The sequence below is a fragment of the Myroides sp. TSA_177.3 genome, from assembly GCF_052691955.1.
Genome location: NZ_JBQZGD010000004.1, coordinates 149885 through 175660, shown reverse-complemented (window position 1 = coordinate 175660; position 25776 = coordinate 149885). Strand labels below are relative to the sequence as shown.

The following is a 25776-nucleotide window of genomic DNA, read 5'->3' as shown; positions in this document are numbered from 1 at the left end:
TGTCTTTTTATACTATGCAGCACCTAAAACCCTACTTCCTTTTGTTTATGCTTGCAATTGGAATCACAAGTTGTCAAAAAAAAGACACCTATCAATCCCTTACTTACAATACTTATTTGGTAGAACAAGTAGATACACTTAGTTCCAACATCGACCAACTTATTCACGCTATAGAACATAATCAAGATAGTACGCAAATTAGACAAAGATTTATTGCCAGCAGACTTGCTTATAAAAAAATTGAATGGGCGGTATCCTATTTTCTACCTCATACAGCAGCAGCTATTAATGGTCCTGCATTAGATCAACTCGATTTAGACGAAAACAAATTCATTCCTGCAGAAGGATTTCAAGTGGTTGAAGAATTCCTTTATCCCGTCTATGATAGCACCTCAAAAGAGGAACTGTTGCTACAATCACGAAAGCTCAAAAACTTATCGAACAAAATCCACAAAAACTTTGAGGCTATTACCTTTGAACCTGCTTCTGTACTAGAAGCGCTGAAATTGGAAATTTTCCAAATCACTACGTTAGGTATTACAGGTTTTGATACCCCTGCAAGTAAATTGCAATTTATCGAAGCTACCGCTAGTTTATCAGGCGTTGGTCAGGCGATACAAACCTCTAAGGCATGGACAACTACACAAGCTTATGAGACAATCGATCAATTGCTAACAGAAGCAATCGCTTTATGCCAAGCTAATCCTGCGAAAAACTCCTTTGACTACCTTACTTTCATTTTGAAGTATTTAGATCCTTTAGCCAAAGAAATTGTTGCTTTACAACGCGAATTAGCGATTCCTTTTTTACAAACCAATCAAGTCATTGGGGGTGAAACAGGTTCTTTATTTGATGCCAATACCATTAATCTCAATGCTTTTTTACCGGATAGTACCTATTATCCAACATCAAGTAAAATTGCGTTAGGAAAGGAATTGTTTTTTGATCAACAATTATCAAAAGAGAATACGAGAAGTTGTGCCACTTGCCACCATCCTGATAAAGCCTTCAGCGAAAACAGAAAAACTTCGCTGGATTTAACGGGGAATCCTTTGCATAGAAATGCTTTATCTTTAAATTATGCCGCTTACTATCACGGTCAATTTTGGGATATGCGCAGTGTGACACTAGAAAGTCAAACCTCAGATGTCATTACCAATAAGGATGAGATGCACGGTAATTTACAAGAGATTGTCCAGGTATTAAATCAAAGTGAGGCCTATAAAAAGCACTTTGCTCAAGCCTATCAAACCGATGCTCCGATTGCTGTTTGGCAAGTAGAAAATGCACTGGCTTCTTATATCCGTTCGCTTTCTACCTTCAACTCTAGATTTGATCTATATATGAGAGGAAATAAAACAGCTATGACCGCACAAGAACAACAAGGGTTTAATCTATTTGTAGGAAAAGCTCAATGTGCTACTTGTCACTTTCTGCCTGTATTTAATGGAACTGTTTCTCCTTACTTCAGAAGTTCTGAGCAAGAAATTCTCGGTGTTCCAAAAGACAAAGCAGGTACCCAATTAGATGGTGATTTGGGTCGTTATGTATTCAATACAGATTTGGACCAATTGAAGCACTCATTTAAAACACCTACCGTTCGAAATATCAACGAAAGCGGTCCTTATATGCATAATGGAGTATATGAGACGCTTGAAGAAGTCATGGACTTCTACAACAAAGGAGGTGGTCTTGGCTTAGGTTTGGATGTAGAAAATCAAACCCTTCCTGACACTCCATTAGATTTAACCGATCAAGAAATTCAAGCTATAGTAGCCTTTATGAAAGCACTAAGTGATCAAGTATAAAAAAAGTCCTTGGCATGCCAAGGACTTTTTTTTATTTCTCTTTTTTAGTCGTTATGTATTGACTAACCGTTTTAATTTCTTGTTCTTTTTTCTTTGGATAGATTAAGAGGATATCCTCCTTGTCTACTACAATGTAATCATTTAACCCATCAACCACTACGCATTTTCCTTTATCAGTACGTACAATGTTGTTGGTTGCATTATTGAAATACACCTGAGCATTTACCACTGCATTGTCTGAAATATCCTTTGGTAGTTTTTCGTATAACGATCCCCAAGTTCCTAAATCATTCCAATCAAAAGTTGCGGGTAAAACATAAACATTATTGGCTTTTTCCATCACTGCATAATCAATAGAGATATTCTCTGCTTCTGAATAATGCTCGTCAATGTACGATTTTTCCTGATCTGTATTAAACAAGTCATATCCCGCTTCAAAAAGCGCGGTCATTTCTGGCTGAAAATTCGAAAAAGCATCTAATATTGCACTCACACTCCACACGAAAATTCCTGAATTCCACAGAAAATGTCTACTTTGAATAAACTTTCTTGCGGTTACATAATCTGGTTTCTCTCGGAACTGTACTACTTTTTTGATGGGTCTAGAATCTAACTTATTAAATTCAATATACCCATATCCTGTATTAGGAAAAGTAGGTAAGATTCCCAACGTCATCAATACTTGATCTCTTTCACAAACGTCAAACGTACGTTGTAAATTCGATACAAATTGAAGCTCATCTTCTATCCAGTGATCACTCGGTGCAACGACCATCACTGCATCGGGATTGAGTTTTTTAATTTTCATTGCAGCATACAAAATACACGGTGCGGTATTTCGCATGGCAGGTTCTAAAATGATATTATCGGGTTCTACTGAAGGCAATTGCTCCTGAACGATTGTTTTGTAATTCTCATGGGTTAAAATCAAGATATTCTCTTTCGGTATTAACTGAGACAATCGCATGAATGTTTTTTGAATCAGTGTTTCACCTGATCCCAACATATCGTGGAACTGTTTAGGAAATTCTGGAGTGCTTACTGGCCAAAAACGCGAACCAACTCCTCCCGCCATTACAACAGCATAATAATTCGAACTCATACTATTCTTCTTATTGTTTTACAACATAATGTGTCATCATTTCAACTTCAGCGTTTGCCTTAAAGACAAATAATCGCCCTGTTGCTACTTCTAAACACTCAAATCTTTTTACACGCAATGGACCGCGTTTAAACACTTTGCCATTATAAGTTTTAAAATGGCTTCCTAAAGGAATTTCATATACAAAACAATGGTTGCTACTTTTTTCTACTTTATCGTACATGCGCATGGCAATCGACAAGCGCTCATCTGTATCGCTACTTGCCGAAGGGTTTCTAAAATGATTGGCCAAAAGAGGCAACAATCGATCTGGGAAAACCTCTGGTCTTAAAAAAGGCAACATAAGCAAGCGAAATGTTTGTTTCCACTCCACTCCATGTGGTTTGATATGACGTCCATATTTCTGAAAAGCAACCAAATGGGCAATCTCGTGAATTAAAGTCATTAAAAAGCGATAGGGATTTAAATTGGAATTAATGGTAATTAAATGCTTGCCATCTAGTCCTCTGGTATAATCCCCATGTCGCGTTACTCTTTCATTCACTATTTTCAAATGAATGTGGTAATGCTTGATTAATTCAAAAGCTGCCTCTAAGGCTGATTCCGGTAAATAAGGCCTGAGTATCGTAATCAATCTATTTATTTTTAAGGTGTCGTACTAGATGCTTGTAGTACTTTACCATTAAAATATTTATTTCCTGTAAGTGCAAAATCACTTATGTATTCTCCAATTTCTTCTGGCATTAAAGGTGCTTGATACCCTGGAAAAGCTTCTTCTAACATTTCAGTTTGAACCGCTCCTAAGGCAATCACATTAAATGCAATGCCCATCTCTTTGTATTCTTCTGCTAACAATTCACTTAAGATGATAACGGCTCCTTTGCTTGAACTATAAGCTGCCAAACCACCAAATTTCATTGTTCCTTGTACTCCTCCCATACTGCTAATAGTCACAACATGACTATTTACTACAAAATGTGGGATACACAATTGTACTAAACGCGCCAAACCAAATACATTGACCTTGTATACCCATTCGAATTCTTCTGTTGTGATTTCTTCAAAAGGTTTATTTACTAAAGCCCCTGCATTATTAATCAGAATATCAATATGCCCCCATTCCGTAGCAACATAGTCACTTACTTTTTGAAGATCTGCTTCAATAGTAAGATCTATTTCTAGACAGGTAACATTTTTATAAGCTGCTAATTCAGCTGCTTTTTTTCGAGAAACGGCTAAAATCTTATGTCCTCTGCTCGCTAATATTTTTGCGGTTTCTAAACCAATACCGCGGCTTGTTCCCGTAACAATTATATGTTTCATCTTTAGTTTTTCAATCTAATTTCACCAGAAGGTAAGTTAATCAATTTTTCTACGACAGGAATAAATTTTTTAGTTAGTTCTGTCATAAAGGGTACATCCATCAAATGCGCTTCATCTTTGACATGATGATAGTATTTGAAATTCTCAAAATCAGAAGAGCTGAAGGTTTGACTTGGTATAGTAAAGGCTAAATAAAAAGGATAATTATCAGAACGCTTAAACAATTGCATTGCTTCTGCATCCTCAAATCGCCCTGCCAAATTTTCGCCTGCTATTTCATTTATTTTGGCTGCCAAATTACTTTGGTCATATCCAGTGATAAAGGTTGTGTATTCTCGCTTCATTGGAACCCCAAGCATCTCAAAATTCAACATCATAACGACATTTGCTTCTTCTTCTTTTAATCGATTTGCTAAGTGTGTTGAACCTAAAAGTCCTAATTCTTCCGCAGTAAAGAAACAAACTAAAACTGTGCGTTTCATTTCTTTTTTTGCCAGATTTCGCGCTAACTCTAATACGATACTCACTCCAGAAGCATTGTCATTCGCTCCGTTTGCAATAGAATCTCCTGCTACCGGTTTCTGAATGCCAATATGGTCGTAATGCGCGCCTAGAACAACAATTTCATTCTTCAGTTCGGGATCTTGGCCTGGAATAACCCCAACCACATTCCATGTATTTTCCACTTCTACTAACTTATCTTCATAGCTCGTAAAATATGGCTTGATCCCATACGCTTGAAGTTCTTCCGCTAAATATGTAGCAGCTTGTACATTTCCATCCTTCCCAGAATCTCTCCCTAGCAATTCATCCGATGCTAAATAATTCAACGTAGTTTGAATTTTCAATGCAGAAACCTCTCTTTCCGCTTCCCTTGATAACTTAGACGACACCCCACATGATGTAGCTACAATCGCTAATAAAAAACTAAAATATCTCACTTTAAACATGGTATCAAAAATACAAAATACCCTCGGTATTTTACAGCCTTTTCGTAGAAACTAATACTAAAAAAACAAAAAAAAGCCTGCAAAATGCAAGCTTTTTATTTCAATTCTATATTTTTTGATTACGCCAGCATCGTAACTGGGTTTTCAATATAACTTTTTAATGTTTGTAAGAATTGTGCTCCTGTAGCACCATCTACTGTTCTGTGATCACAAGCCAATGTAACAGTCATTGTATTACCAACTACAATTTGTCCGTTTTTCACTACTGGTTTTTCAACAATAGCTCCTACAGATAAAATTGCAGAGTTTGGCTGGTTGATAATTGAAGTAAACGATTGGATTCCGAACATTCCTAAGTTAGAAACTGTAAACGTACTACCATCCATTTCTGCAGGTGTAAGTTTTTTCGTTTTCGCTTTACCCGCTAATTCTTTTACTTTTGCTCCAATGTGAGTTAACGACATTTGGTCTGTAAAAGGCAATACAGGTACTACTAATCCATCCTCTACTGCTACTGCAACTCCAACATTGATGTGGTGGTTGTAAATAGTAGCATTATCTGTCCATTGTGTATTTACTTGAGGGTGTTTACGCAAGGCCATTGCACAAGCTTTAACCACCATATCATTGAACGATACTTTTGTGTCAGGTAATTCATTAATTAACTTACGAGAAGCCATAGCATTATCCATGTCAATTTCGATTGTTAAATAATAGTGAGGGGCAGTAAATTTAGATTCCGCTAAGCGACGTGCAATTGTTTTGCGCATTTGCGAGTTCTTCACTTCTTCTGAACTTACTTCTCCAGCAGGAATAAATGGTTGTACTGCTGCCACTGTTGCCGTTGCTTGTGCAACTGGAGCTGCTGTTTGTGCAGGAGCTTGTGCTGCCGTTGGAACAAAGTTTTCAACGTCGCGTTTGATAATACGTCCGTTTTCACCTGAACCTTTTACTTGAGTCAAGTTAATTCCTTTCTCTTCAGCTATCTTTTTAGCTAAAGGAGAAACGAATACTCTTCCTCCTGTTGCAGTTTCTGTTGCAACTGGTGCTGCTACAGATTCCGCTGCTTTTGGTGCTTCAACTGGTGTCTCAGTTGCTGTTGTAGCAACTCCACCGTTTTTCGCTCCTTCAACTAGAGCAGTAACATCAGTTCCTGCAGGCCCTAAAATAGCTAATACGCTATCAATAGGCGCTGATTCACCTTCTTGTATTCCAATGTATAATAACGTTCCTGATTCGAAAGCTTCAAATTCCATTGTTGCTTTATCTGTCTCAATTTCCGCTAAGATATCACCTTCTTCAATTTTATCTCCTACTTTTTTAATCCAGCTAGCCACAGTTCCTTCTGTCATCGTATCACTTAAACGCGGCATCGTGATTACTTTCACACCTGCTGGAATAGCTGGTGCTGCAGTAGTCGTTTTTTCTTCTGCTTTGGGAGCTTCAACTTCTGCTACTTTTTCAGCAGCTGGAGCCGCACCTCCGCCAATTAAAGCAGAAATATCTTCACCTTCATTTCCAATAATAGCAAGAAGCGAGTCAACTGGAGCAGCTTCTCCTTCTTGTAATCCAATGTATAACAATGTTCCTTCATAGAAAGATTCAAATTCCATTGTTGCTTTGTCTGTTTCGATTTCAGCAAGGATATCTCCTTCAGAAATCTTATCTCCAACTTTCTTTAACCAAGCTGCAACAACACCTTCTGTCATGGTGTCGCTTAAGCGTGGCATTGTAATTACTTCTGCCATATTATTTTATTATAATCTATGAGGTAAAAAAGGATAATTCTCTTGATCGTATACTACGTCGTACATTACGTTCAACTCAGGGAACGGAGACTCTTCAGCGAACTTCTCACATTCAACTACTAAGTCTTTCACACGTTGATCCATAGCCTCGATTTCGCTTTCTGTAGCGTAACCATTTGCTTTAATCACATCTAAAACTTGCGTAATTGGATCTATTTTTTTGTATTCTTCAACCTCTTCTTTTGAACGGTAATTTTGTGCATCCGACATCGAGTGACCTCTGTATCGGTATGTTTTCATTTCTAGTAAAGTAGGTCCATCTCCACGACGCGCTCTTTCGATTGCTTCGTACATAGCTTCTGCTACTTTTACTGGGTTCATTCCGTCTACTGGTCCACTAGGCATTTCATATCCTAATCCCAATTTCCAGATTTCTGAGTGATTTGCTGTACGCTCAACAGAAGTTCCCATTGCATATCCATTATTTTCAATAATAAATACAACTGGTAATTTCCAGTTCATTGCCATATTGAAAGTCTCATGCAATGATCCTTGACGTGCTGCACCATCACCGAAGTAGCACATGGTTACTGCTTTTCTATCAAAATATTTATCTGCGAATGCTAATCCAGCTCCCAAAGGAATTTGTCCACCTACAATACCATGTCCACCATAGAAGTTGTGCTCTTTAGAAAAGATGTGCATCGATCCTCCCAAACCTTGAGAAGTACCTGTTCCTTTTCCTAATAACTCTGCCATGATTCTTCTTGGGTCAACACCCAATCCGATTGGTTGTACGTGATTTCTGTATGCTGTAATCATTTTGTCTTTTGACAAATCCATTGCGTGTAAAGCTCCAGCCAAAACAGCTTCTTGCCCATTATACAAGTGTAAGAATCCTCTTACTTTTTGTTGAATATATAAAGCGGCAAGTTTATCTTCAAACTTTCTCCAAAATAGCATGTCTTCATACCACTTTAGATAAACTTCTTTTGTAATTTCTTTCATATGACTTTACTTTTCATGAGTAGATCAGCTACTCTAAATACAGACTTTGCTAAATACCCACTATACTGTGGAAAGGCAAAAATAGCACATCTACTTTAGATTGAAAAATTTATTTGAAGTATTTTAAATTACAGTTATTATTCTTTATATATTTTAAGAAAATATTTAATTTTAGCTAAACATATCCCCTTAACACTACTACAAATATAGCCTCACAATCTCCTTTTCATCCAATTATTCACAGTCCTTTCCTCTTTTTTATACGAAAGAAGTAGTTCAAATTTACTTGTACTTTCTATTCCTAAAATTCACCGTAATTTCTCCCTAGAATTAAACCCGAAATTCTTTCTCATCTCCCAGTCAAAAGGTTCTCTTTATTCCAAAAAATAAGCCCTTCTAGAGAATTTCTCTTCAAAGGGCTCGATTCACGCTTAAAATAAAATATAAATTAGGTCATTACTTTCTTTTTATACGAATATAAACCGGGTGGTAACAACGACTATCCTAATTTTGGCTTTATTGTAAGGTCAGATGAAATGCACTATCGCTCACATTTAGCTTTGCTATTTTTGTATTTCCTTACACTTACACCTATACACGTTGTGTTGCGTAGTTCTTTCATTTTGCTAGAACAAAACAAATCTATTTCGGCGGTAATTCCAATAAAATTGGATTAAGCTATAGTTAACCTATATCAATTTTAGGTTATGAAATCCAAGCTACATCACATTCAACAAGTGGATGTGATTCTCCTATACTTCCAGACCAAATGCTCAATTTTAAACAAACAATGCAATACAATCCTCCCCTAATGAATATAAACCTCATATTTAGCATAAAAACGGCCGATACAGCGGTAAAAAGACAATCAAAGAGGCATCCAAACAACTTTAATGTTGAGATAACATTTGATCTTCTTACAAGTACATGCAACGAAAACATCAAGAAATTGTAAACCATCTTTTTTTGTCAAACGGCGTCATTCCACAGTAAACATAAAAAAAGCCTCGCACTTTCGTGCGAGGCTTTTCTATATAGCGCTAATTAAGCTTCTCCTTTGGGTCCAAAATTGATTGGTGGCATTGAATTATTACTAGCTTCATAATCTCTGATCTCACCATTTGACTGTTCAAACCTATTGATATTATCTTCTAGAGCTCGTAAAAGTCTTTTTGCATGTTGTGGAGTTAAGATGATTCTCGACTTCACTTTTGCTTTTGGTACACCTGGCATAATGTTAACAAAATCGACAACAAATTCAGTATTTGAATGATTGATTATTGCCAGATTTGAATAGGTTCCTTCTGCCGTTACTTCATCCAACTCAATGTTGAAATTATTTTGTTCTTCAGCCATGGTTTAGAAATTTAATTCTTGTTCTTGCGTTAATAAATCTCCATTTTCATTTGAAGAAACAATGATACTTTCATACTCACGCATACCAGTACCTGCAGGGATTCTATGTCCAACAATAACGTTTTCTTTTAATCCCATTAATGTATCAATCTTACCAGCAACTGCTGCTTCGTTTAATACTTTTGTTGTTTCCTGGAACGACGCTGCAGAGATAAATGACTTCGTTTGTAGGGAAGCTCTAGTAATACCTTGTAGAATTGGTGTACCAGTTGCTGGCATAACATCTCTAGAAATTACTAGGTTTTTATCTTCACGTTTTAACAATGAATTCTCATCGCGTAATTCTCTCATTGAAACAATTTGTCCTTCTTTCAAGTTCTCAGATTCACCAGCATCAACAACAACTTTCATACCGAATAAACGGTCGTTTTCAACGATAAAGTCACTTGTGTGAACCAATTGATCTTCTAAGAACAAAGTATCTCCTGGATCTTGGATTTGAACTTTACGCATCATTTGTCTAATAACAACCTCAAAGTGTTTGTCATTAATTTTTACCCCTTGTAAACGGTACACCTCTTGGATCTCGTTTACTAAGTACTGCTGTACAGCAGAAGGTCCTTGGATACGTAAAATATCATCTGGAGTAATTGCTCCATCTGATAAAGGTACACCAGCTCTTACGAAGTCATTCTCTTGTACTAAGATTTGGTTAGAAAGTTTAACTAAATACTTTCTTACATCACCTGTTCTAGATTCAACAACGATTTCTCTGTTACCTCTCTTCACCTTACCGAAAGATACAACTCCATCAATTTCAGAAACTACAGCTGGGTTCGACGGATTACGCGCTTCTAAAAGCTCAGTAATACGAGGTAAACCTCCTGTAATATCCCCTGCTTTTGATGTATGACGAGGAATCTTAACTAATACTTTACCAGCTTTAATTTTCTCCCCATCGTTTACCATTAAGTGAGAACCTACTGGTAAGTTGTATGAACGAATTAACTCACCATCTTTACCATAAATTAATAAAGTAGGAATTAATTTTTTGTTTCTTGATTCGCTAATTACTTTCTCTTGGAAACCAGTTTGCTCATCGATTTCAACCATGAACGTTTGTCCTTGCTCGATATCTTCATAAGCAACTTTACCTGTGAACTCAGAAACGATTACACCGTTATAAGGGTCCCATTTACAGATCATAGCTCCTTCTTCAACCACATCACCATCGTTTACATAGATTGTAGAACCATAAGGAATGTTGTTTGTAGTTAACAAAATTCCAGTATTTGGATCGAACAATTTCACCTCTGTAGAACGAGAAATTACGATGTTGATTGCTTTTCCATCATTATCTTCACCTTCAACTGTTCTAAGTTCTTCGATCTCTAAACGACCTTTGAATTTAGCATTGATTGTAGATGTTTCAGAAATATTTCCTGCCGTACCCCCTACGTGGAACGTTCTCAGTGTTAACTGTGTACCTGGCTCCCCAATTGATTGAGCAGCAACAACTCCAACAGCTTCTCCTTTTTGAACCATTCTAGCCGTAGCTAAGTTACGTCCATAACATTTCGCACAGATACCAACTTTAGCCTCACAAGTTAATGGAGAACGAACTTCAACTGATTCGATAGGAGCAGCGTTGATTGCTTTAGCAATAGCTTCAGTGATTTCCTCACCAGCACCAACAATTACTTCTGAGTTTAATGGATTCACTACGTTGTTTAACGCAACACGTCCTAATACTCTTTCTCCTAACGTTTCGATTACCTCTTCGTTTTTCTTTAATGGCATTACATCAATACCTCTTAAAGTACCACAATCTACAGAGTTAACGATAACATCTTGTGCAACGTCATGTAGACGACGAGTTAAATATCCAGCATCCGCTGTTTTTAAAGCCGTATCCGCAAGACCTTTACGAGCACCGTGAGTAGAAATGAAATACTCTAAAATCGATAGACCTTCTTTAAAGTTAGAAAGAATCGGGTTTTCGATAATTTCACCACCACCTGCTGTTGATTTTTTCGGCTTAGCCATCAAACCACGCATACCTGTTAACTGACGAATCTGCTCTTTAGAACCCCTCGCTCCAGAATCCAACATCATGTATACTGAGTTAAATCCTTGTTTATCTTCGCGAATGTTCTTCATTGCTAATTCAGTCAACATGGCGTTCGTTGAAGTCCAAACGTCAATAACTTGGTTGTAACGCTCGTTATTTGTGATAAGCCCCATGTTATAGTTCATTGTAATATGATCTACTTGTTGGTTTGCATCATCAATCAAATCTTGTTTTTTCCCTGGAACGATAATATCACCTAAACTGAATGATAATCCTCCTCGGAAAGCGTAACCATACCCCATTCCTTTGATATCATCTAAGAATGCAGCTGTTGTAGGTACATCAGTTGTAGCTAAAATACCTCCAATAATATCACGAAGTGATTTTTTCGTTAATACCTCATTGATATAACCTGCTTTTTCAGGAACTACCTCGTTGAACAAGATACGTCCAGCCGTTGTTTCAATGATTCTATACGCTAATTCACCTTTTTCGTTATAATCTTTAGCACGTACTTTTACCCCAGCATTCAAGTCAAGTTTCCCTTCGTTGATTGCAATGTGTACTTCCTCTACAGAGTAGAATGTTAATCCTTCTCCTTTTACAATTTCTTCTGGTGTAGACTTACGTAACTTAGTCATATAGTAAAGACCAAGTACCATGTCTTGAGAAGGTACTGTGATAGGCGCACCATTCGCTGGGTTCAAAATATTATGTGAAGCCAACATTAATAATTGAGATTCCAAGATTGCCTCAGGCCCTAACGGTAAGTGAACGGCCATCTGGTCACCATCGAAATCCGCGTTAAACGCCGTACACACTAATGGGTGTAACTGAATCGCTTTACCTTCAATCAATTTAGGTTGGAATGCTTGAATACCTAAACGGTGCAACGTAGGAGCACGGTTCAATAGAACTGGGTGACCTTTAATTACGTTTTCTAAGATATCCCAAACTACTGGTTCTCTTTTATCAATAATTTTCTTCGCAGATTTTACTGTTTTTACAATTCCTCTTTCAATCAACTTACGGATAACAAAAGGTTTGTAAAGTTCAGCTGCCATATCTTTTGGCAATCCACATTCATATAATTTCAATTCAGGTCCAACGACAATTACCGAACGAGCAGAATAATCCACACGCTTACCTAGTAAGTTTTGACGGAAACGTCCTTGTTTACCTTTTAATGAATCAGATAATGATTTTAATGGACGGTTAGATTCTGTTTTAACAGCAGAAGATTTTCTAGTGTTATCGAACAATGAATCCACAGCCTCTTGAAGCATACGTTTTTCATTACGCAAGATTACTTCAGGAGCTTTAATTTCCATTAATCGTTTTAAACGGTTGTTACGGATAATTACACGACGATATAAATCGTTCAAATCCGACGTTGCAAAACGACCACCATCTAATGGCACTAATGGACGTAATTCAGGTGGAATAACTGGAATAACTTTTAAGATCATCCATTCTGGTCTATTCTCGCGATTCTCGTTTGATTCACGGAAAGCCTCAACCACTTGAAGACGTTTTAATGCTTCAGTTTTTCTTTGTTTAGATGTTTCGTTATTAGCAGCATGACGCAATGTATACGACAATTGATCTAAATCAGTTGTTGCTAATAAATCCATGATACATTCAGCACCCATTTTAGCGATGAATTTATTTGGATCTGTATCATCTAAGAATTGATTTTCCATCGGAAGAGAATCAGCAATATTCAAATACTCTTCTTCTGTTAAGAAATCAAGGCGATTTAATTGTTCACCCTCAGCATTTTTAGCAATACCTGGTTGAATTACTACATATCGCTCGTAGTAAATAATCATATCAAGCTTCTTAGAAGGAAGCCCTAAGATGTAACCAATTTTATTAGGTAAAGAACGGAAATACCAAATATGTGCAATAGGCACAACAAGGTTGATATGCCCTACTCTATCTCTACGTACTTTCTTTTCAGTAACTTCAACACCACAACGGTCACAAACGATTCCTTTGTAGCGAATTCTTTTATACTTACCACAAGCACACTCGTAATCCTTTACAGGTCCAAAAATACGCTCGCAGAATAAACCATCACGTTCTGGTTTATGCGTACGATAGTTAATTGTTTCTGGCTTTAGAACTTCCCCTCTTGATTCAGCAAGAATCGATTCAGGTGAAGCTAAACCAATTGAGATTTTATTAAACCTTTTTACGGTATTTTTCTCTTTATTTCTATTCATGGTAAACTTACTTGTTAAAGTGTATGATAAAGAGTAAGCAGCAAAAAAACTGCTTACTCTAAAATCTATAGTTTATTCTTCTAATCTGATGTCTAGTCCAAGACCTTTTAATTCATGCATTAATACATTGAATGATTCAGGTAATCCTGGTTCTGGCATAGTTTCACCTTTAACGATAGCTTCGTAAGTTTTCGCTCTACCAATAACGTCATCTGATTTTACCGTCAAAATCTCACGTAATGTACTTGATGCTCCGTATGCTTCTAGAGCCCAAACCTCCATCTCTCCAAAACGCTGACCTCCAAATTGAGCTTTACCTCCTAATGGTTGTTGCGTAATTAAAGAGTATGGTCCGATTGAACGCGCGTGCATCTTATCATCAACCATGTGTCCTAATTTCAACATGTAAATAACTCCTACTGTTGCTCTTTGGTGGAAACGCTCTCCAGTTCCTCCATCGTACAAATAAGTATGTCCAAATCTAGGAATACCAGCTTCATCTGTAAGGGCATTGATTTGATCTAAGTTTGCACCGTCGAAAATTGGAGTAGCATATTTTTTACCCAATTTTTGTCCAGCCCATCCTAAAACAGTTTCATAAATCTGACCAATGTTCATACGAGATGGTACCCCTAATGGGTTTAACACGATATCAACTGGTGTACCGTCTTCTAAGAATGGCATGTCTTCATCGCGAACGATTCTAGCAACAATACCTTTGTTACCGTGACGTCCTGCCATCTTATCCCCAACTTTTAACTTACGTTTTTTAGCAATATAAACTTTTGCAAGTTTTAAGATTCCTGATGGTAATTCATCCCCAACAGTAATCATAAATTTCTCTCTACGTAAAGCACCTTGTAAGTCATTCAACTTAATTTTGTAGTTGTGAATCAAGTCAGTAATCATACTGTTTGTTTCTTCATCAACTGTCCATTGTCCTTTCGTTAAGTGAGCGAAATCATCCACTGCATGTAACATTTTTTGAGTGAATTTCTTTCCTTTTGGTAAGATTTCCTCTCCTAAATCATTCAATACACCTTGAGATGTTTTACCATTCACGATGAAGAATAATTTTTCAACTAAACGATCTTTCAATTCATTGAACTTCACTTCGAATTTAGTTTCTAGTAAAGCTAAATCATCTTTATCTTTAGAACGTTTGCGTTTGTCTTTTACAGCTCTTGCAAATAATTTCTTATCTAATACCACCCCTCTTAATGAAGGTGAAGCTTTTAACGATGCATCTTTAACATCTCCAGCTTTATCACCGAAGATTGCGCGTAATAACTTCTCTTCAGGTGTTGGATCAGATTCACCTTTCGGTGTAATTTTACCAATAAGGATATCACCAGGCTTCACTTCAGCACCGATGCGGATCATACCATTTTCATCTAAATCCTTCGTTGCTTCCTCACTTACGTTCGGGATATCATTAGTCAACTCTTCGTTTCCTAATTTTGTATCTCTCACCTCTAAGGTATAGTCATCGATATGGATAGAAGTAAAGATATCTTCACGTACTACTTTCTCTGAAATTACGATAGCATCCTCGAAGTTGTACCCTTTCCATGGCATAAATGCCACTTGTAAGTTACGTCCAAGAGCTAACTCTCCATTTTGTGTAGCATATCCTTCACATAATACTTGACCTCTTGTTACTCTATCTCCTTTGCGAACGATAGGTTTCAAGTTGATACAAGTACTTTGGTTCGTTTTTCTAAACTTAATTAGATTATATACTTTTTCGTCTGGATCAAAGCTGATTAAACGCTCATCATCCGTACGATCGTACTTAATAATAATTTTCTGTGCATCTACATACTCAACAACACCTTCACCTTCTGCGTTAATTAAAACACGTGAATCTGAAGCAACTTGTCTTTCTAAACCTGTACCTACGATTGGAGAATCCGCACGTAATAAAGGCACAGCCTGACGCATCATGTTCGATCCCATCAACGCACGGTTCGCATCATCGTGCTCTAAGAATGGAATCAATGAAGCTGAGATAGAAGCAATCTGGTTAGGAGAAACGTCTGTATAGTGTAAGTCTTTCGGTTCAACCACTGGGAAATCCCCTTCTTCTTTTACAACTACACGTTCTTCTGTGATGTTTCCTTCGTTATCCATCGGAACGTTCGCTTGTGCGATTAACATTCCTTCTTCTTCTTCAGCACTCAAATAAGTTGGAGCATTCACGATATCCACTTTTCCATCCACAACTGGGCGGTAAGGTGTTTCGATGAATCCCATATTATTCACTTTTGCATACACCGCAAGAGATGAAATCAAACCAATGTTTGGTCCCTCTGGCGTTTCAATAGGACATAAACGTCCGTAGTGTGTATAGTGAACGTCACGTACCTCGAATCCGGCTCTTTCTCTAGATAAACCTCCAGGTCCTAGAGCAGATAAACGACGTTTGTGTGTAATCTCTGCCAATGGATTCGTTTGGTCCATGAACTGAGATAACTGGTTTGTTCCGAAAAATGAATTAATCACTGACGATAACGTCTTCGCGTTAATTAAGTCGATTGGAGTAAACACTTCGTTGTCACGTACGTTCATACGCTCGCGAATTGTTCTAGCCATACGTGCTAAACCAACACCAAATTGTGCTGATAATTGCTCACCTACAGTACGTACACGACGGTTTGATAAGTGGTCAATATCATCAATTTCAGCTTTAGAGTTAATTAATTCAATCAAGTATTTAACAATAGTGATAATATCCTCTTTTGTCAATACCTGTTTGTCAATTGGGGTATCAAGATTAAGTTTCTTATTCATTCTGTAACGACCTACCTCACCTAGATTGTAACGTTGGTCGGAGAAGAATAATTTATCAATAATACCACGTGCAGTTTCCTCATCAGGCGGTTCTGCGTTACGCAACTGACGGTAGATGTGCTCTACAGCCTCTTTTTCAGAGTTTGTAGGGTCCTTCTGTAATGTATTATGAATGATGGCATAATCTGCCTGATTATTGTCTTCTTTATGTAGGAGGATATTCTTAACGTTCGCCTCAATGATTTCTTCGACATTATCTTTATCTAGGACTGTATCACGGTCTAAGATAATCTCATTTCTCTCAATTGAAACTACTTCTCCTGTATCTTCATCTACGAAGTCCTCATGCCATGTATTTAACACACGTGCAGCAAGACGACGACCGATGTATTTTTTCAACCCTGTTTTTGATACTTTAACCTCTTCTGCTAGGTCGAAAATCTCTAGGATATCCTTGTCTCTTTCGAATCCGATAGCACGGAATAAGGTAGTAACAGGTAATTTTTTCTTTCTATCAATGTACGCGTACATTACGCTATTGATATCAGTAGCAAACTCAATCCATGATCCTTTGAAAGGAATTACTCTCGCCGAATACAACTTAGTTCCATTAGCATGGAATGACTGTCCAAAGAACACACCAGGTGAACGGTGTAATTGAGACACTACCACACGCTCAGCTCCATTGATTACAAATGTACCGCTAGGCGTCATATACGGTATTGTTCCTAAATACACATCTTGAACGATAGTTTCAAAATCCTCGTGTTCAGGGTCAGTACAGTATAATTTTAAACGCGCTTTTAACGGAACGCTATACGTTAGTCCTCTATCAATACATTCTTCAATTGAATAGCGAGGAGGATCAACAAAGTAATCAAGAAACTCCAATACAAACTGATTTCTCGTATCAGTGATCGGGAAGTTCTCCATGAAGGTATTATATAAACCTTCATTACCTCTTTCTTCTGATTTCGTTTCTAACTGAAAGAAATCTTTAAAAGATTTAACCTGGATATCCAAGAAATCTGGATAAGCAGGAATATTCTTTGTAGAGGCAAAATTTAATCTTTCATTCTGATTTGTGATCATCAATGGACAATAAATTTTGTTTATAATGTTTAATAAGATTTACGCACAAATCACTTTATACGCAAAATGGTTTAGGCCTTTGGGATTGCTCCCAAGACCTAAACCTAAAATATTTTGGTTAATAAGCTTATTTAAGCTCAACAACAGCTCCAGCTTCTTCCAATGCTTTTTTAAGACCTTCAGCCTCATCTTTAGAAACACCTTCTTTGATGTTTGCAGGAACTGAATCAACCATATCTTTAGCTTCTTTAAGACCTAAACCAGTTAATTCTTTAACAGCTTTAACTACTGCTAATTTAGAAGCACCAGCTTCTTTTAATACAACTGTGAATTCAGTTTGCTCTTCAGCAGCTCCAGCGTCTCCACCAGCAGCTACAACTACAGCAGCAGCTGCAGGCTCAATTCCGTATTCGTCTTTTAATATAGTTGCTAATTCGTTAACTTCTTTAACTGTTAAGTTAACCAATTGTTCTGCGAATTGTTTCAAATCTGCCATTTTTTCTATCGTTTAAATGATTTGTAAAAATATAATTTATTAATGTGCGTTCGTTTATGGAACATTCAAACACAAGAATCTTTTTTTATTCTTCGTCTTTGAATTGATTTTGTAGAGCTGAGATAACTCTTTGAGCTGGTGATTGTAGTAATCCGATGATTTCTCCAATAACTTCCTCTTTAGATTTAATAGCTACTAACGCGTCTAATTGATTATCACCAATGTAGATTTCTTCGTTAATATAAGCTCCTTTTAATGAAGGTTTATCGCTTTTCTTTCTAAAATCTTTGATGATTTTAGCCGGTCCGTTAGCAACGTCCGAAATAAAGATAGCACTGTTTCCTTTTAATACTGAAGCTAAATCCTCATAGTTTCTCTCAGATGATTCCATTGCTTTAGCAAGCAACGTATTCTTAACTACTTCTACTTTGATTCCAGCTTTGTTACAAGCTCTTCTCAAGTTAGTAGTAACCTCTGCATTTAATCCTGAAATATCAGCAATATAAAAGATATTAGCATCAGCTAATTTTCCTTTAATGTCTTCTATCGCTACTGCTTTTTGTTCTCTAGTCATAAGTAAAAATTTTTTCTACCAATTATACTGCTTTAGGGTCTAAAGCAATAGCAGGGCTCATAGTACTAGATATATGAATAGACTTAACATAAGTACCTTTAGCTGCTGTTGGTTTTAATTTGATTAATGTTTGAATCAATTCAGCTGCGTTCTCTTGAATCATATCAGCACTAAATGATACTTTTCCAATACCTGCGTGAACGATTCCCGTTTTATCAACTTTAAAATCGATTTTACCAGCTTTCACTTCTTGAACTGCTTTCGCTACGTCCATAGTTACAGTACCAGTTTTAGGGTTAGGCATTAATCCTCTAGGACCTAAAATACGTCCTAATGGTCCTAATTTACCCATAACAGCAGGCATAGTGATGATTACATCAACATCTGTCCAACCGTCTTTAATTTTTTGTAGGTACTCATCTAATCCAACATAGTCAGCCCCAGCAGCTGTAGCTTCAGCTTCTTTATCTGGAGTAACTAATGCTAACACTCTAACATCTTTTCCAGTTCCGTGTGGTAAAGTAACTACCCCACGCACCATTTGATTTGCTTTACGTGGATCTACACCCAAACGCACTGCGATATCAACAGATTCGTCAAATTTTGCAGAAGCAACTTCTTTAATTAAAGTAGAACCTTCTTTCAAAGAATAAAATCTACCTTTCTCAATTTTAGCAGCAGCTTCCTTTTGCTTTTTTGTTAATTTTGCCATTTCTTTTTTCTTTTACAATTAAAAAGGAGCTGTTCCCGTTACTGATATACCCATAGATCTTGCAGTACCCGCGATCATTGACATCGCTGATTCAACAGAAAATGCGTTTAAATCCGGCATTTTGTCTTCTGCGATAGCACGAACTTGTTCCCAAGTTACGCTAGCTACTTTTTTTCTATTAGGCTCACCAGATCCAGATTTCACTTTTGCAGCCTCTAATAATTGAACAGCAGCAGGTGGCGTTTTAACAACAAAGTCAAATGATTTGTCTTTGTACACAGTAATTTGTACTGGTAAAACTTTACCGGGTTTATCTTGTGTTCTAGCATTAAATTGCTTACAGAACTCCATGATGTTAACTCCAGCAGCCCCCAAAGCAGGTCCAACCGGTGGCGAAGGATTCGCAGCACCTCCCTTAACTTGTAGTTTAACTACTTTACTAATTTCTTTTGCCATTTCTAAAAAAATTTAGCACATCTCTTTTGGAAGCAAAGATGCGTCTATGTAACATTATATTTTTTCTACTTGTGTAAAGCTTAATTCCAAAGGTGTCTTTCTTCCAAAAATCTTCACCATTACCTCTAGCTTACGCTTGTCTTCATTTATATTTTCGATAGTTGCATCGAAACCTTTAAATGGACCATCAGTCACTTTTACTGACTCACCAACTTCATAAGGAATAGCACCTGAATCAACTTTAACAGCCAATTCATCGACTTTTCCTAACATGCGATTCACTTCTGATTCTCTTAAAGGAACTGGGTCCCCCCCTCTTGTTTCTCCTAAGAATCCAATAACACCAGTTATTGATTTAATAGCATGCGGAACCTCACCTGTCAAGTTAGCCTCAATCATCACATAGCCTGGAAAATAGACACGTTCTGTTGTTTTCTTCTTACCGTTCTTGTCTTCAGACACCACTTTTTCAGTTGGTACTAAAACTTGCGAAAGATAATCTGACAACCCTAAACGAGAAATTTCAGTTTCGATATAATTCTTCACCTTATTCTCTTGTCCACTTACCGCACGAACCACATACCATTTTTTGACATTTGTATCAGCCATAATATTATCTCCTTATGATCTTATCCAATTATAAAACTTCCCTAACAAGTCCCCAAATAAACTATCCACTCCCCAAGTAGCAAGTGCCAATACGATTGCAAAAATTGCAATCACGATTGTATACTTTTGCACTTCAGCCCAAGGAGACCAAGTTACATTTGATTTAAGTTCTGTAAAAGCTTCTGATATGTAATTAAATACCTTTGCCATGTTATATTGTTTTTGCACGGGTGGAGGGATTCGAACCCCCATCAACGGTTTTGGAGACCGCTATTCTACCCTTGAACTACACCCGTTTGTTATAAAAGTCAGCGGTTAGCCCGCTGACTTTAAAAATTTATTTATACTAAAGAATTAGTCTAAAATTTCAGTTACCTGACCAGCACCTACTGTTCTACCACCTTCACGGATAGCGAAACGTAGACCGATTGATAATGCGATTGGGCTTAACAACTCAACAGTGATAGTTAAGTTATCTCCAGGCATAACCATTTCAGTTCCTTCTGGTAATTGGATAGTTCCAGTTACGTCAGTTGTACGTACGTAGAACTGTGGACGGTAATTGTTATGGAATGGAGTGTGACGTCCACCTTCTTCTTTTTTCAAGATATAAACCTCAGCTTTGAATTTAGCGTGTGGTTTTACTGAACCTGGTTTACAAATAACCATACCACGACGGATATCAGTTTTGTCAATACCTCTCAATAATAAACCTACGTTATCTCCAGCTTCACCACGGTCTAAGATTTTACGGAACATCTCAACTCCTGTTACAGTAGAAGTTAATTTGTCAGCTCCCATACCGATGATTTCAACAGCATCTCCTGTATTAGCAACTCCAGTTTCGATACGTCCTGTAGCAACAGTTCCACGTCCTGTAATTGTAAATACGTCTTCTACTGGCATTAAGAATGGTTTTTCGTTGTCACGTACTGGCTCTTCGATCCAAGCGTCAACTTCATCCATTAATTGTAATAATGCATCAACCCATTTTTGCTCTCCGTTTAAAGCTCCTAAAGCAGAACCTTGAACTACTGGTCCATTATCACCGTCGTATTGGTAGAAAGATAATAAATCTCTAACTTCCATTTCAACAAGCTCTAATAACTCAGCGTCATCTACTAAGTCAACTTTGTTTAAGAAAACAACAATTCTAGGAATACCTACTTGGCGTCCTAATAAGATGTGCTCACGAGTTTGTGGCATTGGTCCATCAGTAGCAGCAACTACTAAGATAGCACCATCCATTTGAGCAGCACCAGTAACCATGTTTTTCACGTAATCCGCGTGACCTGGACAGTCAACGTGTGCATAGTGACGGTTTTTAGTTTGGTACTCTACGTGAGAAGTATTAATTGTAATACCACGCTCTTTTTCTTCTGGAGCATTATCAATTGAATCAAATGAACGAGCTTCTGAGAATCCTGCGTCAGCTAAAACTTTAGTAATAGCAGCAGTAGTAGTAGTTTTACCGTGGTCAACGTGTCCGATAGTACCGATGTTTAAGTGCGGTTTCGAACGATCAAAAGTTTCCTTTGCCATGATCTAATAATTTAATCTTAGTTATATAATTAGTGTTCAAATATAATAAAAAAACCTGAGCCAATGACGGGATTTGAACCCGTGACCTCTTCCTTACCAAGGAAGCACTCTACCCCTGAGCTACACCGGCTTATGCATTTTTATATTTAGTCGTGGGGAGAGCAGGATTCGAACCTGCGAAGGTTTCCCAACGGATTTACAGTCCGTCCTCGTTGGCCGCTTGAGTATCTCCCCTCAAACCTTGTGTTTGTTTCTTTTCTTTGAGCCGATAGAGGGACTCGAACCCACGACCTGCTGATTACAAATCAGCTGCTCTAGCCAGCTGAGCTACACCGGCATTTTACTCAATAGAAAAAGTCCGCTATTTCTAACGGACTGCAAATGTATATATTTTATTGATTAAAAAAAACAATTTACTGATTTTTTTCCATTAATGTGCTTTCATTTTCTCTTTATACTTCACAACCATGCGTTCAATCGCATCGGCACCCAAATCAACACCCTCCTCAAAAGTTTTGCATGTTTTTTTAGCAACAATATCGTCTCCTGGAACTAATAATTTCACCTCAACTGTTTTATTTTCTTTCTCATTGGTATTTTCTACTTTCAAAAATACATCGACAGAAATCACTTTATCGTAAAACTTACCTACTTTCAGCATTCTTTCGTTGATAAAATCTACTAACTTACGATCTACGTTAAAATTAACGGCTTGAATGTTTACTTTCATAACTTTCTGTTTTTAAGGTTTTCTATTTTTTTTTCTTCAACCTAGGATGCGTCTTCATATAAGTCTCTTTCAATTCTTTCAAATTGACATGAGCATATACTTCTGTCGAAGCTAAGCTTTGATGCCCCATCAACTCTTTGATAGAGTTGATATCTGCACCATTTTCTAAGAGATGCGTTGCGAAAGCATGCCTCAACATATGAGGACTATTTTTCTCCTTTGTTGTTGTCTTACTAAAATATAAATTAATCATTCGATAAACAAATATTTCATCAACTTTAGCACCCTTACTATCTATTAAAAAATCGTTAATTTTCTGAACATCCCTCAAAACAATCTCTCGCTCTGCCTTATAGCGTTTTAAAAGCACAAGCAATTGCTCAATCATAGGCACATAGCGAACCTTATTTCCCTTTCCAGTTATGCGAATCATACGCGTATAAAAATCCACATCTGCTACCTGCACCCCACATAGTTCACTTCTTCGCAGTCCTAAACAGTATAACATTTCTACAATAACCAAATCCCGTAGTGCATCAAATCCTTCTTGACGCTCCAAAGAGAGTCGAACAGCATCAACCTCAGCTACAGAAAAAGGCAATTGCAACTTCTTTTCCACTTTGAGTGTTTTATGTTGTTGCAATGGACTCACCTCTACCTCTCCTATCTTCATCAAAAATTTATAGAACGCTTTAAGTGCACTCATTTTTCTATTAATAGAACGCTTGCTTAGATTCACTTCCATCAAGGCAACAATCCACAAACGCACTGCATCGTATTTGATTATCAAATAATCTTGTTCTGATTCCGCTACAAAAACTAAAAAAGAAGCGATATCCTGTTGATATGCCTCTATGGTATGAGAAGAATAATTTTTCTCCTTCTGTAAGTACTCCAGAAATTTCTCTAAATTTTTGTCCATAAAAAAACCGTTGTAACAAAGATAATACTTTATTACAACGGCCTTATAATTTAATCCATCGTTTAAGTCTAGATTTCTACTGAATCTCTTAAGTGTTGGATATACTCTGCTTTTTGCATCTTGTCTCTTTTTAAAACCGATGGTTTTGTAAAGTGTTGACGAGATCTTAATTGACGTAACGTACCTGTTCTGTCAAATTTTCTTTTGTAGCGCTTTAGTGCTCTATCAATATTTTCTCCGTCTTTAATTGGAATGATCAACATGTTTTCATACACCTCCTCTCATTTGGTGATGCAAAAGTAAAGCTTTTTTTATACAACGCAACAAAAAAATAAAATTTTATTCCACCTTTTTTTATTACCCCATCGTCTTTTCTCCTAATTAAGTTCTTCAACAACAAGTTAAAGCAAGTAAAAGGGAGTCCTAATTCGCCCCTAACCACAGCTTAAATTCCACAACACGCTCCCTACTGACAATCACCTCTTCGCTATAGTTCAGTAAAACTAGTTTCAGTCGAGCCGTCGATAATTGAATGATTTGCTCAATACAGTCAATCGCTACAATCTGATAACGATTCACACGAAAGAATTTCGAAGGATCCACCATCTTTAAGATCGCCTCAATAGACGGCTCTTCTAGAAGATGTGTTTTTCCCTCTCTCGTTACACTATACACTCCTCGGTCTTCTCTATAAAAACAAACCACCTCATCCACCAAAATCACTTTTAGTTGCATCCCCAACTTGACAATTAATCGCTTGGGGTAACTCGTTCCTTGCAACGTCTGCTTCAATACCTCTACTTGTTGTCCGATTTTATGGTATTGTGTTTTATACTTCCCTATAGCTCTTACTAATTCTGTAGGATCAATAGGCTTCAATAAATAATCAATGCTATTCAATTTAAATGCCTTGATAGCATAATGATCAAAACTCGTTACAAAAATAATAGCCGCGTGTTTCAATTTTATTTGCTCGAATATTTCCAAAGACAATCCATCTGTTAATTGAATATCGGCAAATATCAAATCGGGTTCTTCGTGTTGCATCAACCAAGGAATCGCTTCACTAACCGAATGCAAAGTTTCTTGTACATCAAATCCTATTTTGGCCAGCTCTCTAATCAATAATCTTGCTGCTGGTTTTTCGTCTTCTATAATTACTATGTTCATATGCTTTACTTGCTCTGTAGTGGAATACGCACTGTAAACTGATGCGCTACATCTTCTATTTCGACTTTTTTCTGAAATAGCAATTGACAGCGATTGGATAAATTTTGCAACCCCAATCCCGTAGAATCTTCTGATTTGGGTTTTGCATATTTTTCATTGCTCATGACTAGATTTCCATCGACAACACTCAAAGTTACTGCAATTTTCCCCTCAGATGGAATTGCATTGTGCTTGATTACATTTTCTATAAGCAATTGCAAGCTCAAAGTAGGTATTTGTGTTGCTCCCCATTGCGCTACCTCATCACTAATTTTAAAATCAACAGCCTGATCATATCTCACATTTAAAAGATAGACATAATCTTGAATAAAAGCGACTTCTTCCTCCAAGGCACAAGAAGCATAATCCAATCGCTCTAATACATAGCGGTAGATTTTAGAAAAAGAACGAGCAAATTGCTCTGCTTTGACCGGATCTTCTTGAATCGTGCTAATGAGTACATTGAGGTTGTTAAATAAAAAGTGCGGGGATAGCTGTTCTTTCATGTGAGCAATCTGACTCTTCTGTAGCGCAATTTCCATTTCTTTGTTTTTTATTTCGAGCACTCTCAGCTGATCATGATAGGAAAATACAAAGACAATCATGATAATAAAAAAGCTAATTAGCACAACACCTAAGAAATCACTAAAATGAAGATTTTCTCCAGCATAAAAAGATTGAAAAGGAACGTTGTAAAAAAACCACAACAACACACTCAAAAAGAAATAGTAGGATACAATAGAAACAACTAGTCCATTGCTGAAAAATAAAATATTTCTAACTTTTCGGCTCAGTGGCACCTGCGTTTTCTGTTCTCTCTTATCCAAGTAAAAACTCAACAATAAACTCGTTGCAACATTAGTTCCATAAATACACATGGTAATCAGAAAAGAAAGCAAGGCATTTTTTGAAAAGATATAATCCGAAAAAGAAGCTTGCGTTAAGTTTTTTCCTTTATTAAAATAATAATACGACGTAGACAAGCTACTCATCACTCCAAAATTAATAGCCAATGCTAGATGTCGATACCAATTAATCTTCATATCC

22 protein-coding genes and 4 tRNA genes are annotated in these 25776 nt (G+C 37.0%); 1 reads left to right on the top strand and 25 read right to left on the bottom strand.

From position 1 onward, the window contains the following. Positions 1 to 47: 47 nt before the first annotated feature. Entirely contained in the window at positions 48 to 1808 is a 1761-nt protein-coding gene (locus tag ACUTSE_RS06250) for a cytochrome c peroxidase (RefSeq protein WP_445639598.1), read from the top strand. A 31-nt stretch (positions 1809 to 1839) separates the two neighbouring features. Here ACUTSE_RS06250 and ACUTSE_RS06245 read toward each other — a convergent pair whose 3' ends face one another. From ACUTSE_RS06245 to ACUTSE_RS06125, 25 genes are all read right to left on the bottom strand, one after another. Beyond that, positions 1840 to 2910, bottom strand: a complete 1071-nt coding sequence (locus ACUTSE_RS06245; protein WP_445639597.1) for a mannose-1-phosphate guanylyltransferase — start codon at positions 2908 to 2910, stop codon at positions 1840 to 1842. A 10-nt stretch (positions 2911 to 2920) separates the two neighbouring features. Continuing rightward, entirely contained in the window at positions 2921 to 3544 is a 624-nt protein-coding gene (locus ACUTSE_RS06240; RefSeq protein ID WP_002987555.1) for a SprT-like domain-containing protein, read from the bottom strand. An 11-nt stretch (positions 3545 to 3555) separates the two neighbouring features. Then, the gene (locus ACUTSE_RS06235) at positions 3556 to 4233 is read right to left on the bottom strand and encodes an SDR family NAD(P)-dependent oxidoreductase (protein ID WP_445639596.1); all 678 of its coding nucleotides are present in this window, start codon (positions 4231 to 4233) and stop codon (positions 3556 to 3558) included. 2 nt (positions 4234 to 4235) lie between these two features. After that, on the bottom strand, positions 4236 to 5183 hold the full coding sequence (locus tag ACUTSE_RS06230; RefSeq protein ID WP_445639595.1) for a M28 family metallopeptidase: 948 nt from the start codon (positions 5181 to 5183) through the stop codon (positions 4236 to 4238). 119 nt (positions 5184 to 5302) lie between these two features. Beyond that, complete coding sequence (locus ACUTSE_RS06225; protein WP_445639594.1) at positions 5303 to 6931, bottom strand: pyruvate dehydrogenase complex dihydrolipoamide acetyltransferase; 1629 nt, start codon at positions 6929 to 6931, stop codon at positions 5303 to 5305. A gap of 9 nt (positions 6932 to 6940) precedes the next feature. Then, complete coding sequence (gene pdhA, locus ACUTSE_RS06220; protein WP_002987559.1) at positions 6941 to 7939, bottom strand: pyruvate dehydrogenase (acetyl-transferring) E1 component subunit alpha; 999 nt, start codon at positions 7937 to 7939, stop codon at positions 6941 to 6943. Between the two features lie 1044 nt (positions 7940 to 8983). Further along, positions 8984 to 9295 carry a DUF3467 domain-containing protein gene (locus ACUTSE_RS06215; RefSeq protein WP_002987560.1) on the bottom strand — a complete coding sequence of 104 codons (312 nt, stop codon included), beginning with the start codon at positions 9293 to 9295 and terminating at the stop codon, positions 8984 to 8986. 3 nt (positions 9296 to 9298) lie between these two features. Further along, positions 9299 to 13594: a DNA-directed RNA polymerase subunit beta' gene (gene rpoC, locus ACUTSE_RS06210; protein ID WP_445639593.1), complete on the bottom strand. Its 4296-nt coding sequence runs from the start codon at positions 13592 to 13594 to the stop codon at positions 9299 to 9301. 72 nt (positions 13595 to 13666) lie between these two features. Continuing rightward, positions 13667 to 17479 (bottom strand): DNA-directed RNA polymerase subunit beta, encoded by a 3813-nt coding sequence (rpoB, locus tag ACUTSE_RS06205; protein ID WP_002987563.1) that lies wholly within the window; start codon positions 17477 to 17479, stop codon positions 13667 to 13669. A gap of 127 nt (positions 17480 to 17606) precedes the next feature. Beyond that, positions 17607 to 17975 carry a 50S ribosomal protein L7/L12 gene (rplL, locus tag ACUTSE_RS06200; protein ID WP_002987565.1) on the bottom strand — a complete coding sequence of 123 codons (369 nt, stop codon included), beginning with the start codon at positions 17973 to 17975 and terminating at the stop codon, positions 17607 to 17609. Positions 17976 to 18060: 85 nt separating this feature from the next. Next, positions 18061 to 18549, bottom strand: coding sequence for a 50S ribosomal protein L10 (gene rplJ, locus ACUTSE_RS06195; protein ID WP_002987566.1), 489 nt, complete (start codon positions 18547 to 18549; stop codon positions 18061 to 18063). 22 nt (positions 18550 to 18571) lie between these two features. Then, entirely contained in the window at positions 18572 to 19261 is a 690-nt protein-coding gene (rplA, locus tag ACUTSE_RS06190; RefSeq protein ID WP_115091729.1) for a 50S ribosomal protein L1, read from the bottom strand. Between the two features lie 18 nt (positions 19262 to 19279). Next, complete coding sequence (gene rplK, locus ACUTSE_RS06185) at positions 19280 to 19717, bottom strand: 50S ribosomal protein L11 (RefSeq protein WP_002987568.1); 438 nt, start codon at positions 19715 to 19717, stop codon at positions 19280 to 19282. Between the two features lie 54 nt (positions 19718 to 19771). Beyond that, on the bottom strand, positions 19772 to 20326 hold the full coding sequence (gene nusG / locus ACUTSE_RS06180) for a transcription termination/antitermination protein NusG (RefSeq protein ID WP_002987569.1): 555 nt from the start codon (positions 20324 to 20326) through the stop codon (positions 19772 to 19774). 12 nt (positions 20327 to 20338) lie between these two features. Beyond that, the gene (gene secE, locus ACUTSE_RS06175; RefSeq protein ID WP_002987570.1) at positions 20339 to 20536 is read right to left on the bottom strand and encodes a preprotein translocase subunit SecE; all 198 of its coding nucleotides are present in this window, start codon (positions 20534 to 20536) and stop codon (positions 20339 to 20341) included. Positions 20537 to 20551: 15 nt separating this feature from the next. Continuing rightward, positions 20552 to 20622: transfer RNA gene (locus ACUTSE_RS06170), tRNA-Trp, on the bottom strand. Between the two features lie 58 nt (positions 20623 to 20680). Next, complete coding sequence (gene tuf / locus ACUTSE_RS06165; RefSeq protein WP_002987571.1) at positions 20681 to 21868, bottom strand: elongation factor Tu; 1188 nt, start codon at positions 21866 to 21868, stop codon at positions 20681 to 20683. A 58-nt stretch (positions 21869 to 21926) separates the two neighbouring features. Then, positions 21927 to 21998, bottom strand: a tRNA-Thr gene (locus ACUTSE_RS06160). A gap of 23 nt (positions 21999 to 22021) precedes the next feature. Further along, positions 22022 to 22102: transfer RNA gene (locus tag ACUTSE_RS06155), tRNA-Tyr, on the bottom strand. A gap of 29 nt (positions 22103 to 22131) precedes the next feature. Continuing rightward, a tRNA-Thr gene (locus ACUTSE_RS06150) sits at positions 22132 to 22205 on the bottom strand. Positions 22206 to 22298: 93 nt separating this feature from the next. Continuing rightward, positions 22299 to 22598 (bottom strand): ribosome hibernation-promoting factor, HPF/YfiA family, encoded by a 300-nt coding sequence (gene hpf / locus ACUTSE_RS06145; RefSeq protein ID WP_002987573.1) that lies wholly within the window; start codon positions 22596 to 22598, stop codon positions 22299 to 22301. Between the two features lie 22 nt (positions 22599 to 22620). Next, positions 22621 to 23520, bottom strand: a complete 900-nt coding sequence (locus tag ACUTSE_RS06140) for a tyrosine-type recombinase/integrase (RefSeq protein WP_445639592.1) — start codon at positions 23518 to 23520, stop codon at positions 22621 to 22623. Between the two features lie 68 nt (positions 23521 to 23588). Next, on the bottom strand, positions 23589 to 23783 hold the full coding sequence (gene rpsU, locus ACUTSE_RS06135) for a 30S ribosomal protein S21 (protein ID WP_002987575.1): 195 nt from the start codon (positions 23781 to 23783) through the stop codon (positions 23589 to 23591). A 160-nt stretch (positions 23784 to 23943) separates the two neighbouring features. Continuing rightward, entirely contained in the window at positions 23944 to 24690 is a 747-nt protein-coding gene (locus tag ACUTSE_RS06130) for a LytR/AlgR family response regulator transcription factor (RefSeq protein WP_445639591.1), read from the bottom strand. Positions 24691 to 24695: 5 nt separating this feature from the next. Beyond that, positions 24696 to 25772, bottom strand: coding sequence for a sensor histidine kinase (locus tag ACUTSE_RS06125; RefSeq protein ID WP_445639590.1), 1077 nt, complete (start codon positions 25770 to 25772; stop codon positions 24696 to 24698). Between the last annotated feature and the right edge of the window lie 4 nt (positions 25773 to 25776).

What these genes read in the sequence shown, in the direction of transcription:
- ACUTSE_RS06250 (WP_445639598.1), top strand. Translation starts at nt 48, where the DNA reads ATGCTTGCAATTGGAATCACAAGTTGTCAAAAAAAAGACACCTATCAA.
- ACUTSE_RS06245 (WP_445639597.1), bottom strand. Translation starts at nt 2,910, where the DNA reads ATGAGTTCGAATTATTATGCTGTTGTAATGGCGGGAGGAGTTGGTTCG.
- ACUTSE_RS06235 (WP_445639596.1), bottom strand. Translation starts at nt 4,233, where the DNA reads ATGAAACATATAATTGTTACGGGAACAAGCCGCGGTATTGGTTTAGAA.
- ACUTSE_RS06230 (WP_445639595.1), bottom strand. Translation starts at nt 5,183, where the DNA reads ATGTTTAAAGTGAGATATTTTAGTTTTTTATTAGCGATTGTAGCTACA.
- ACUTSE_RS06225 (WP_445639594.1), bottom strand. Translation starts at nt 6,931, where the DNA reads ATGGCAGAAGTAATTACAATGCCACGCTTAAGCGACACCATGACAGAA.
- pdhA (WP_002987559.1), bottom strand. Translation starts at nt 7,939, where the DNA reads ATGAAAGAAATTACAAAAGAAGTTTATCTAAAGTGGTATGAAGACATG.
- ACUTSE_RS06215 (WP_002987560.1), bottom strand. Translation starts at nt 9,295, where the DNA reads ATGGCTGAAGAACAAAATAATTTCAACATTGAGTTGGATGAAGTAACG.
- rpoC (WP_445639593.1), bottom strand. Translation starts at nt 13,594, where the DNA reads ATGAATAGAAATAAAGAGAAAAATACCGTAAAAAGGTTTAATAAAATC.
- rpoB (WP_002987563.1), bottom strand. Translation starts at nt 17,479, where the DNA reads ATGATCACAAATCAGAATGAAAGATTAAATTTTGCCTCTACAAAGAAT.
- rplL (WP_002987565.1), bottom strand. Translation starts at nt 17,975, where the DNA reads ATGGCAGATTTGAAACAATTCGCAGAACAATTGGTTAACTTAACAGTT.
- rplJ (WP_002987566.1), bottom strand. Translation starts at nt 18,549, where the DNA reads ATGACTAGAGAACAAAAAGCAGTAGCGATAGAAGACATTAAAGGAAAA.
- rplA (WP_115091729.1), bottom strand. Translation starts at nt 19,261, where the DNA reads ATGGCAAAATTAACAAAAAAGCAAAAGGAAGCTGCTGCTAAAATTGAG.
- rplK (WP_002987568.1), bottom strand. Translation starts at nt 19,717, where the DNA reads ATGGCAAAAGAAATTAGTAAAGTAGTTAAACTACAAGTTAAGGGAGGT.
- nusG (WP_002987569.1), bottom strand. Translation starts at nt 20,326, where the DNA reads ATGGCTGATACAAATGTCAAAAAATGGTATGTGGTTCGTGCGGTAAGT.
- secE (WP_002987570.1), bottom strand. Translation starts at nt 20,536, where the DNA reads ATGGCAAAGGTATTTAATTACATATCAGAAGCTTTTACAGAACTTAAA.
- tuf (WP_002987571.1), bottom strand. Translation starts at nt 21,868, where the DNA reads ATGGCAAAGGAAACTTTTGATCGTTCGAAACCGCACTTAAACATCGGT.
- hpf (WP_002987573.1), bottom strand. Translation starts at nt 22,598, where the DNA reads ATGAAAGTAAACATTCAAGCCGTTAATTTTAACGTAGATCGTAAGTTA.
- ACUTSE_RS06140 (WP_445639592.1), bottom strand. Translation starts at nt 23,520, where the DNA reads ATGGACAAAAATTTAGAGAAATTTCTGGAGTACTTACAGAAGGAGAAA.
- rpsU (WP_002987575.1), bottom strand. Translation starts at nt 23,783, where the DNA reads ATGTTGATCATTCCAATTAAAGACGGAGAAAATATTGATAGAGCACTA.
- ACUTSE_RS06130 (WP_445639591.1), bottom strand. Translation starts at nt 24,690, where the DNA reads ATGAACATAGTAATTATAGAAGACGAAAAACCAGCAGCAAGATTATTG.
- ACUTSE_RS06125 (WP_445639590.1), bottom strand. Translation starts at nt 25,772, where the DNA reads ATGAAGATTAATTGGTATCGACATCTAGCATTGGCTATTAATTTTGGA.